Genomic DNA, 10563 nt, shown 5'->3' with positions numbered 1-10563 from the left:
CTGAGGAACTGCCGAGGCGATGAAATGCCCGAGTAACAATATCGGCAACAGTATTGTCATACGACTACTCTGGGCCAGGCAACTGCATCGTTAGCAGGCCCAAGATCCGCGCGCACTCGTGGGCCTTGTACTGCCCAGCAATCATCAATTGATAGTAATCACGCCGTTTTTCTTCCGGGACACGAAAGCCGCGTCGAAATGCGGCCGCCTCCTTTGGCGTCCTGGTGCAGCCGAGTTTGCTGGCGCTGACCTTTAAACTCGCCAGGGAGCATCCGATCTTGGCCGCAATATCTTTCAGGGGTTCATTGTTAACGTACCCGTCAAGAATGATCTTGCGGCGAGCTTCCGCTTTGAGCTTTGCGTTCATCTCGTGGCCTCCTCAACTTCGCTTTCACGATGCCGGATTCTATACGCACCGGGTTGAAGAGTGTCGTTATCGTCACATCCATAAACTTGTCTCGGAATGCATTTCTTACTGTAATCCAGCGTGATGATGGCCGCTTCTGTGGACTTGAGTTCCGCCAGTCTTGCCAAGTGCCTGTGATACACCACATGATTGACGTGGGCGCATGGGTATACCGGATTCGGATATGGTACCCTGCGATGGATGCTAAGAAGCAGGACGAGGCGCGTTCGAGGCAGGCGCCGGAGCGTGAGCGACGTCGTTGGCCGCGCGAAGCTCAACCTCACCATGAGGTTGCCGGGTCACTGGCGCCGGCGCTCGACCCCTTGCCATTTTCAACGCTCGATCTGGCGCCAGAGCATCAATTCGCCGCTTGGCAGGCGCATATGGCACCGCTTGTCGAGGTCAGGCTGCCGGATGACAAATCGCTCGACGACGGCTTTCCCGCCGAGCATACGGCCTGGAACTTCGGCGGCATGCTGATCGTCCAACAGCGTGCACCAGCGCATAGCTATATGCGTTCCGCCGCCAAGCTTCGGTCGAGTTCGATCGATCATTGGTATATCGCCTTGCCACGTACTGGCCGGTCGTGGACGGAGGTCGATCGTCGCGTTGCGGAAAACGAGCCCGGCAAATTGGAGATCAGATCGCTTGGCTACCCGTTTCGCGGGCGGACAACGGAATCCGAAAGTCTCTTTCTCTATTTGCCGCGTGATTTGTTCGCCGATGCGACGGCAACCCTGGATGCAAAGAACAATTCAATTCTGTCCGGCAACTTTGCCAACCTCTTGCTGGACTACCTCAACAGCATAGAAGCAAGGCTGCGCAGTCTCACGGCTGACGATCTGCCTCGTATCGTACACGCAACGCGCAGCATGATCATTGCCTGCCTCTCGCCCCAGGCGGAACATGCGGCAGCCACCGAACAATTGGTGAGTGTCGCGCTGATGGAGCGGGCGCGTCGATACGTCCACAACAATCTGGATGCGGCCAATCTGACGCCGGATTCAATGTGCCGGGCGCTCGGCGTCTCGCGCTCCCGTCTCTATCAGTTGTTCGAGCCGAGCGGTGGTGTCCTCCACTACATACAAAGTCGCCGACTTCTGGCAGCCCATGCTGCGCTTGGCGATCCGGCGGACAGCCGGCGCATTGTCGATATTGCGGAAGCCGTCGGGTTTAGCTCAGCCGCCAATTTCAGCCGGGCATTCAGCAAGGAATTCGGTTACAGCCCCCGCGAAGTCCGAAGTTCCGTGGCGTTGCCGCGCCTCGCCCAGTCTGTCTCGCTTGCTGAACACCACAAGGCCCCGTCCTTTGAAGGTTGGCTCAAGGCGCTCGGAAGCTGAGTCCAGGGTCAAAACGGGGCTTGCCGGGGGGGGGAGGCTGCTTCGCCTCATGGCGCACAATATTTCGAATCGCCACCACCGCGCCATCAGTCACATAGCTAAATTGCCGCCGATTTCCGTTTATTAACGAATCGTAACTGTTCATCGTTATCGATAACTTGCCGCCAATCCAAGCGCCGCATGCATCGCAATTGCGCTGCATGCGGCGCTTGTTAAGACAGTGAGCTGAAAGTTTTGCCAAGCTTGACGGTTATGCTATTTCTAAACTGGGGGACGTGGAAATTTTCACCGCCTATGGAGGTGGCTCTTGCGCCCAGAGGCATCAGGCGTCGGTACGGAGAACGAGGGGCTTTCCTCAAGCGATGTTCCACGTGCCGGCGAGGCGCTTCTCCCAGACCTTTTGGCGAACACGACCGAACTTATGTCGTTCTATGATCGCGACTTCCGTCTGACGCACTACGCAGCCAGCCTCAAACGCATATACGGAAGCGCGGTGGCGCTGGGCGCCGCCATCTGGGAGATCTACCCGAGCTTCCTCGATGCGAGCTGTCGCGACGAATTTCTTCGGGTGTTCCAGGGCGGTTCTCCGGCAAGCATCGACTTGCCGCGATCGGCGGGCGAAGCGCCCCGGTCCGTTTTCGTCTTCGGCACAGCAGATGGTGCGGGAATCATCGAATCAAGGGAGCGCGGCGGACGGAGCGCGGCGGATGAGCAGGAGCATGTAATTCTGCTCCATCAGGCGACGCACGACGTGCTGACCGGACTGCAGAATCGGCGGCGATTCGGCGAGCGGCTGCAGCAAGCGCTGACGGTCATAGGCGGATCAAAGCCGAAGGCCGCCTTGCTGCAAATCGACCTTGATGATTTCAAAGCGGTCAACGACACGCTCGGCCATGGAGCAGGTGACACGCTTCTTCAACTTGCGGCAGGTCGAATTCGTGACGCGCTGCAGGACGGCGAATCCGCCTACCGGTATGCCGGCGATGAGTTCGCCGTCATTCAATTGGGCAAGGAGCAGCCCGCGGAAGCCGAGCGCCTCGCCGGATCGCTGGTCAACGCGTTCAAGGAGCCGTTCGTCATCAACGGCATTCCTGTCTTCGTCGGCTCGAGTATCGGAATTGCTCTCGGGCCGGAGCACGGGACCGATGGCGAGCAACTGATGAAAGCCGCCGACATTGCTCTTTATGCAGCCAAGACAGATGGACGCGGCTGCGCTCGAACGTTCAACCGCTCGATGCTGCTCCTGCTCGAGCAACGCGAAAATCTGAGGCGCAGCCTTCGAACCGCGCTGGAGCGGAACGAGCTTTATTTGGAGTATCAGCCGCTCATTCGGCCTCCTTCGTCGGTGATCGGCTTCGAAGCGCTGCTGCGGTGGCGGCACCCCGAGATCGGCGTCATTCCACCCAGCGTGTTCATACCGATCGCCGAAGCCGACGGTCTGATGGATGAGATCGGTCGATGGGTGCTCGAGCAAGCCTGTCGCCAGGCATTGAGTTGGCCTTCTTCGCTGACGGTCGCAGTCAACCTGTCGCCGGCTCAGTTCCTCAGCGGTTCGCTGACAGATACCGTCGCTCAGATCATCGACGAGGTTGGAATTCGAGCCGACAGACTTGAACTTGAGATAACCGAGACGGTTCTTCTTGAGAGGACAATCGACAATATCGACACGTTGAATACTCTGAACGTATTGGGAATACGAATTTCGCTCGACGATTTTGGAACATACTATTCATCATTGAGCTATCTTAAGAATTTTCCATTCGACACTTTGAAGATTGATCAATACTTCATCGCGGACCTGGAGACCGATCTCAAAGGCCAGACGATCGTGCGATCGATCATCAATCTGGCGCACGGCTTGGGAATAAGCGTCACCGCCGAGGGGGTTGAGACGTCGGCACAGGCACGGTGGCTGATCAAGGAGAATTGCGATTGCCTGCAGGGCAATTTCCTCGGCCGGCCGCTCGGCGCCGAGGCAACAAGCGATTTCATCAGGAGGTCCCCGCCGAAGGGGATACGGGCGATGGAGGGATCAAATCGGGCAGTGTAGCGCCTTGCACCCTTTGTAAAGTGGAGAGTGGTAAAAAACAACGAGGCCGGTGCCGCGCAATTCCTGCGTGTGCGGAACCTGCTCATCGCGCTACCAGGCTCAACTACGGATGGAATAAGAGAGGACGCCGATGGGATCCGTTCATCATGACTTGGCTGGCGAGCCGACTTTCGAGCCGATGATCCAGATCGACATGGAGATCAGGACTTTCGTCTCCGCCTGGAGACACTGCGACTACGTCTCGACATATATGGCCCGCATGATCAGTCAAAATCGATCCGACTCGGTCCGCCATTCAAATCTCTTTTCCTCTGCCTTCAACGAATTGCTGGAAATCGCCTTTCGTACGCGCCATGCCGACGGCGAACTGGCGTGCAGGGTGTCTCGCCATGGCGCGACGGACCGGATCGAACTGACATTTCCTTGCGTGCCGGAGGAGCGCCAATTCTACGAGGAAGCCGTAAGCCAGGTCACGGGATACGAGGCCAGGGAACGATACCTTAATTCTGTTTCCGGAGATCTCGCGCCCAGCCGGGAGGTCGTACTGCTGGAACTGGCTGTCGACTACAACGCGACGCTCAGGGTCGAGGAAGCCGACGGCGATGCGATCACACTTATCGTGGATCTTCCGCTTGAGGGCCTGCAACATTGAGCCCTTACAACCTTCTCCCGCGCTTCAAGGCGCAATACGACGCCAACAACCAGGAGTTCTCCATATCGGGGGTGGTCCGGCCTCAGGCGATCGATGAGCTTGGGACGAGCCTGGCATTGCTTCGTGATGCGATCGGCCGTGTGCGCGGCGTTCTCTATGTCAACGTCAGGCGCCTGACGCAGATGAACAACGCTGCATTTTACGCCTTCTCGAGGATCATCATCGACGCCTGCCGCGCTCGACCCGATCTCAAATTCGTCGTCATCACATCAAGCGTCGTTGGATGGACCTCGCGAAAATTCGGGCGCTTGAGCAAAATCGAACCGAACATCACGGTCGAGCAGTATGACAGCCAATTCTATCCGGGACAGGGCTTCCTTGAGGAAGGCGGTTTTGTTCCAATCCTGCGCACACAGACAAAGATGACCTGGCGCCACGAGCGCGCGATCTTGCCGCGACACGGCATGAGGCCTGGGATCGTCATGGCCGACATCTGTTGCGGGATCGGTGATTTCGCCGTGCTCGTGCAGAAGGAGTTCCAGCCATCGCGGATCGTCGCCCTCGACCACTCCATATCAAGCCTGAACTATGCTCGACAGGTGATGCAGGAATTCGACATCCGGGGTATCGAATATACCTATGGCGATGCGTCGGAAATGCTGCTCGACGAAGCGCAGTTCGATTTGGTCACCTGCCGACATTCCCTTCAAATCTTCAATCGACCTGAACTTATCCTCAAGGAGCTCTACCGCATTTGCAAGCCAGGCGGGCGGGTTTACATTACCAACGAGAAGAATTCGCACTGCCTCGGCGAGCCGCGCGCCGAAAGCATTCGTTGGACCTACAACGAGGTGGCGAAGCTGTTCGGGCATTTCGAGATGGACGTCGAACTTGGGCCCAAAAGCAGGCGATACCTGCTCGAAACCGGATTCGAAGACATCCGTGTCGAGACCTTCATGGTCACCAACCTGGACGGCGACCCGCAGGACTTCGCCGATGTCATTGTAGCCTGGGCGGATGTCTATGCAGGCGAGATGGCGACCAGACGTGGCGACGGACCGGAGTTCGTTGCACGGTTCCGGCAGGGCTTCCAGGACCACATTTTCGCTGCGCTCCACCCCAAGGGTTACGCGGGCTGGCCGATCTGGGTCGCATCGGGGCGGCGACCGCAATGAAAGCCGACGCTGAGCCTACACCACGCTTCGGCATGCGCTCCTTTCGAGCGAAATTCGTACTGGTCGTTGGTGGCGCGGTGCTGTTCGACCTCCTGATGAGCGGTGGCCTGGCGCTTTGGAACGTTCAAAAGCTGTCGCGCGATGCCACATCGGAAGTCGGTGAGGGCCTGACGACCGCAAACCAGGAATACATTCGCTCCTATGCCGAATCGACGGCCTTAAGTGTCGACCTGCTGCTCGATCGCGTTCACGGGGACGTCAAGGCCTTGGCCGGCATGCTGCAGGCCCAGATCGACGACCCAGGCAGGCAGCAACAGGTCGGAGCGACACTGTCGCATCAGGCGCCCGGCTCCGTGAAGGTCGTCTACGACGCCAAGGGCGATTGGGCGCAGAATCTGCCGGGATCGCCATCCGTGATAAGTGTCTGGGGCTACCTATTGGGGGCCGACCACAATCCATTGCCGGGCGTCGAGAAGGAAATAGAAGACAGTACCGTGATCGATCTCGTCGCGCCGACCCTCATGGCCAGCGGGGCGTCCAAACTGCAGATGTACTATATTGGTCCAAAGGAACGGCCGATCTTCAGGACGGTGCCCTATACGGACCAGGCACAGACCTTCGACCGGCTCTATCCGGGCCACAACAAGGCGGAGTTCTGGGAGTTCTTCTTTCCGGGAATCTATGGGTCGTGGCAGCAATGGGCCAGGGATCCAGCCTCCCGTCCGGTCCCTGACGACATAACCCAGACAGCGCCTTACACCGATGCAATCACGGGAAAGCTGATCGTCAGCTTTTTCCAGCCGTTGTGGACGCAAGATCGCACCGGTATCGCCGGTACGGCGGGGGCGGATATCACGCTCGATCAGCTCGCGGAAGTCGTCGAACGTGTGAAAATCGCCGAAACCGGGTTCGGCTTCCTCACAATGTCGACCGGCAACGTGGTGGCGATCAATCCGTCGGGCCAGGCGATCATCGGCCTGACTTCATCGAGCGATGCAGGCACGCAGGGCGTCACCGGCCTGGAGAGGTCGCTGCGTGGCAGCACGCAGCCCGCCATCGCGTCGCTGCCCCTCGACCAGAACAATGACGGTGTCATTCAGCATATCCTGCTCGACAACAACGGCGAACGCGTCCCCTACATTGTCGTCCTCAAGAGGTTGAAGCCGACCAATCTGTGGAGTTCGGGACCGATCAAGTCCGAAATGATGTCGGTCGGGATCGTCGTCCCCGAACGGGAGATCTATGCGTCTCTCGTCGCCGCGCAACAGAGTATTTCCCGCGCAACCAATCGTATCCTGATCTTCCAGGTCGCCGCGATCGTCGTTTCGCTTCTGATTGTCTTTGCGGCCGTGCTCGGGATTTCGAAGCGCATCACCGCCGGCCTCAGGTCGCTTGCCAGCGCCGCCCAGCGGCTCCAGTCCAAGGACTATTCCGTGCGCGTGAGCATTCCAACGCGCGACGAGGTTGGAGCGGCAGGCATCGCCTTCAACCGCATGGCTGAGGAGATCAGCTTTCATACCGAGAACCTCGAGCAACTCGTCGACGAACGAACCAGGGAGCTCGGCGACGCAAATCTGGAGATTTCCGCGCTCAACGAAAAGCTGCGGGACGAGAACGTCCGCCTCGGTGCCGAACTCGCGGTAGCCCGGCAGATCCAGATGATGGTCTTGCCGAAACCATTCGAACTCGAAGCGATTCCGGGGCTGGAGATCGCAGCCTACATGCGGCCGGCCGACGAGGTCGGCGGGGACTACTACGACGTCCTGCGGAACGGATCGCGGGTCAAGATCGGCATCGGCGACGTGACCGGCCATGGTCTCGAGAGCGGCGTGCTGATGCTGATGGTCCAATCGGTTGCGCGCGCGCTGCAGGAGACCAACGAAGCGGATCCGCACCAGTTTCTGAATCGGCTGAACAAAGCAATCTACAAGAACATCGAGCGGACCAACACCGACAAGCATCTCTCGCTGGCCTTTCTTGACTTCGAGGATGAGCGGGTAACGCTATCCGGCCAGCATGAGGACGTTCTCGTCGTGCGCGCGGATGGGGAAGTCGAACGCATTGATACGCTTGATCTGGGTCTGCCGGTTGGTCTGGAGAGCGACATCTCGCAGTTCATCGACACGCGTGACATCCAGTTCGGGAGCGGCGACGTGATCGTGCTGCACACCGACGGTGTGACCGAGGCGGAAGACCAAAACAAAAGACTGTTCGGGTTCGAGCGGCTCTCCCAGAGCGTGCAAAGACGTCACGGCAGGAGCGCCGAGGAAATCAAAACCGGTATCATCGACGATCTGATGGCCCATATCGGAATCCAGAAGATCCACGACGACATCACCCTAGTGATCATAAGGCACACGTAGGCAATGACAGCGCTATTCGGTACCCCTGACATTGCAATCGGGATGAGGGAGAACGTCAGTCGCGTGCGGCTGTTCGACGGACCTCTCGACCTGAGTTGGCGTCATTGCGCAACAACCTCGGACTTCATCGCCGATCTTTTCGCGTTGCGCTTTCAGTCGTCTCGCAATGACTACATGGAAGTGCGTCATAGCATCGGATATCTGGTCAACGAGCTCATCGAAAATGCTGTCAAATTCCGCGCGCCAGGTGAGATCGTGATCGAGGCGTCGATGGATTCGGAATGCTTCAAGCTCAAGGTGTCGAATGACGTCGACGGTCAAAACGTATCCGAATTCCAAAGTCTACTGGCGGACATCACGGTTGGCGATCCCAAGGACCTGCTGATACAGCGAATAGAAGCGAATGCCGCGAACCCCGACATGTCGGGCTCCGGGCTCGGACTGCTGACTTTGATGAGCGACTATGGCGCACGCCTGGCCTGGATATTCAGCTCAGCGGACGAAAGCGATCGGGTTTGCCTGGAGACATATGCCTCCATACCGATCTCGCAAACTCAAAACTAGATGAAACGAAGCCAGGCTATGGAAATCAAAACCGACGACTACCGCGTGTGGATTGAAGGAAGCGATATTTTTTTCGACGGTTCAATGCGGCTCGCCAGTTCACAGGCCGGCGCGCCTATCATGGCTTTGGCGACCGGCGTTCTCGCCACAAATCCCGCGTCCATTACGCTCAATTTGAAGGACCTTCACTTTCTCAACTCTTCCGGCATCAACCTGCTTGCGAAATTTACCATCGAGGTGCGCAAGCATCCCGATGTTCGACTCGTCGTGCGCGGAACGCCCGACATACCCTGGCAATCGAAATCATTGCCGAATCTGAAGAAGCTGCATCCGGCCCTGGTGCTTTTGATGGACTAGGGCCTATTGGCTTTCAGGCCGGCATCACCGGAAGACCAACGCCCGAATTGTCCAAGGGACTGAGTGGGGCCTGCGGCAATCCTGGATGGCACAGGCCAGTCGGGACGGCGCTGGAGCGCCGTGCCGAGCAAGATATGTACGCCAGGATAAGTATTGGGATGCGAAGCTAACGACAATCCGGCCTCGTTCGTAGATGTTCGAGATGGCTTAGCGGGGGCTCGGCCACAGTGGCTTAGCGGGGGCTCGGCACAGGCGGCAGGCGTTCCGGTTGGGGGGATGTCCGGCTGCCTGTGCCGATCAGCCGCCGCTGGCGGTCAAAGGTGGCGTCATTGAGTAAGCGAGCCAAGGTCAAAAGCGGCCGGCTGGAGTTCATTCCGCCGCAGATCCCGACACGGGTCGAGCAGCCGCCCGAAGATGAGGGATGGGTTCACGAGGTCTATCTCGACGGCTACCGGACGCAGATCATCATCGACAGTGGCGGCGTGCGCCTCTACAGCAAGAACGGCCGCGACTGGACCACGAAATACTGGCCCATCGCGCTGGAAGTCGAGCTGCCATGCCGGGCTGCCATTATCGACGGCGAGGTCATTGTGCCAGGCGAGCAGGGCGCTCCCGATTGCCCTGCGCTGGAAGCCGCGATTTGGAACGAGCCGAGCCGGCTGGTGTTCGTCGCGTTCGACATCCTCCATCTCGACGGTCGCGATCTGGCCTCCTTGCCCCTGCTGCAGCGAAAGCAGGCGCTGTGGCAACTGGTCGAGCCGGGCCTCGGCAAGATCCGGTACAGCGAGCATTTCGCGGGCAGTGCGCTGGCGATCATCCGCGCCACCGAGAAGATGGGGCTCGAAGGCATCGTCTCGAAGCGCGCCGACAGCCACTACAGCAGCGGACCGTCGAACACATGGCTGAAGGCCAAATATTCCGCGCCCATCCCGGCGTAACCGTCCCGGGCAAGGCCCAAGGGTGCGAGGCCACCTTAGGCCGTCGCCTCAACCGGAAGGCCCGCAGCCTTCCATTCGGGGTAGCCGTCCTCGAGCCGATGAACGACATACCCTCGCGCCCGCAATGACGCGACAGCCTCGAAGGACAGAACGCAATAAGGACCGCGGCAATAGGCGATGACCTCCCGGTTGGCGGGAAGCTCCGCCAGCCGGCGTTCAAGGTCAGCGAGCGGAATGTTGAGCGCCCCCGGAAGATGTCCAAGCGCAAATTCGTCCTCCGACCGGACGTCGAGAACCGTGACAAGACCGTCATGCAGTCTTGAGACAAGGTCTTCGCGCGACACAGCCTCCAGCGCGTCGCGTGCGTGGAAGTAGTCGGCCATGACGCGATTGACCTCGGCGACGTTCCGCTCGCCCACGCGCCCCAAGGCCTTCATCAACTCAACCACCTGGGTATCTCCGGCAAGACGGTAAAGCACATGCTTGCCGTGCCGCCGCGCCTCGACAAGGTGCGCGCGCCGGAGGATCTGAAGGTGGCGCGAGGCGTTGGCAAAGCTGAGGCCCGCCCGTGCCGCAAGCCCCTCGACATTCCGTTCACCCTGAGCGAGGTGCTCCAGCAACTCCAGCCGGTGCGCATGCCCGAGAGCTTGAGCCACTTCGGCAAGGCTGGCGAAAACCGCCTGTTTTGGTCCGATGCTTGACATGCATTCTTCTCGAT

10 protein-coding genes are annotated in these 10563 nt (G+C 59.0%); 8 read left to right on the top strand and 2 right to left on the bottom strand.

Annotated elements, in window-relative coordinates:
* Window positions 1-64: 64 nt before the first annotated feature.
* The gene (locus EN742_RS11780; RefSeq protein ID WP_126055315.1) at window positions 65-367 is read right to left on the bottom strand and encodes a hypothetical protein; all 303 of its coding nucleotides are present in this window, start codon (window positions 365-367) and stop codon (window positions 65-67) included.
* Window positions 368-603: 236 nt separating this feature from the next.
* On the opposite strand from EN742_RS11780, the gene EN742_RS11775 reads away from it, so the two are divergent.
* The 8 genes from EN742_RS11775 (at window position 604) to EN742_RS11740 (ending at window position 9845) form a co-directional block, all read left to right on the top strand.
* Window positions 604-1746 (top strand): helix-turn-helix domain-containing protein, encoded by a 1143-nt coding sequence (locus tag EN742_RS11775; RefSeq protein WP_127405111.1) that lies wholly within the window; start codon window positions 604-606, stop codon window positions 1744-1746.
* A gap of 421 nt (window positions 1747-2167) precedes the next feature.
* Window positions 2168-3796 (top strand): bifunctional diguanylate cyclase/phosphodiesterase, encoded by a 1629-nt coding sequence (locus tag EN742_RS11770; protein WP_245455504.1) that lies wholly within the window; start codon window positions 2168-2170, stop codon window positions 3794-3796.
* A gap of 178 nt (window positions 3797-3974) precedes the next feature.
* Window positions 3975-4448 carry a ubiquinone biosynthesis methyltransferase UbiE gene (locus EN742_RS11765; protein ID WP_245482236.1) on the top strand — a complete coding sequence of 158 codons (474 nt, stop codon included), beginning with the start codon at window positions 3975-3977 and terminating at the stop codon, window positions 4446-4448.
* Window positions 4445-5623: a class I SAM-dependent methyltransferase gene (locus tag EN742_RS11760; RefSeq protein WP_126055312.1), complete on the top strand. Its 1179-nt coding sequence runs from the start codon at window positions 4445-4447 to the stop codon at window positions 5621-5623. Before EN742_RS11765 ends, EN742_RS11760 begins: the two co-directional genes overlap by 4 nt.
* The gene (locus tag EN742_RS11755; RefSeq protein ID WP_127405112.1) at window positions 5620-7986 is read left to right on the top strand and encodes a SpoIIE family protein phosphatase; all 2367 of its coding nucleotides are present in this window, start codon (window positions 5620-5622) and stop codon (window positions 7984-7986) included. The genes EN742_RS11760 and EN742_RS11755 overlap by 4 nt, the downstream gene beginning before the upstream one ends.
* Window positions 7987-7989: 3 nt before the next feature.
* Window positions 7990-8550, top strand: a complete 561-nt coding sequence (locus EN742_RS11750; protein WP_189347531.1) for an ATP-binding protein — start codon at window positions 7990-7992, stop codon at window positions 8548-8550.
* 18 nt (window positions 8551-8568) lie between these two features.
* Window positions 8569-8907 (top strand): hypothetical protein, encoded by a 339-nt coding sequence (locus EN742_RS11745; RefSeq protein ID WP_126055310.1) that lies wholly within the window; start codon window positions 8569-8571, stop codon window positions 8905-8907.
* Window positions 8908-9227: 320 nt separating this feature from the next.
* Complete coding sequence (locus EN742_RS11740; protein WP_245455503.1) at window positions 9228-9845, top strand: RNA ligase family protein; 618 nt, start codon at window positions 9228-9230, stop codon at window positions 9843-9845.
* A gap of 35 nt (window positions 9846-9880) precedes the next feature.
* On the opposite strand, the gene EN742_RS11735 is transcribed toward EN742_RS11740, so the two are convergent.
* Window positions 9881-10549, bottom strand: a complete 669-nt coding sequence (locus EN742_RS11735; RefSeq protein WP_127407599.1) for a metalloregulator ArsR/SmtB family transcription factor — start codon at window positions 10547-10549, stop codon at window positions 9881-9883.
* Window positions 10550-10563: the final 14 nt, after the last annotated feature.

The sequence above is a fragment of the Mesorhizobium sp. M4A.F.Ca.ET.020.02.1.1 genome (genome assembly GCF_004022645.1).
In the GTDB taxonomy this organism is placed as follows: domain Bacteria; phylum Pseudomonadota; class Alphaproteobacteria; order Rhizobiales; family Rhizobiaceae; genus Mesorhizobium.
This window is presented reverse-complemented; position numbering and strand designations above follow the sequence as displayed.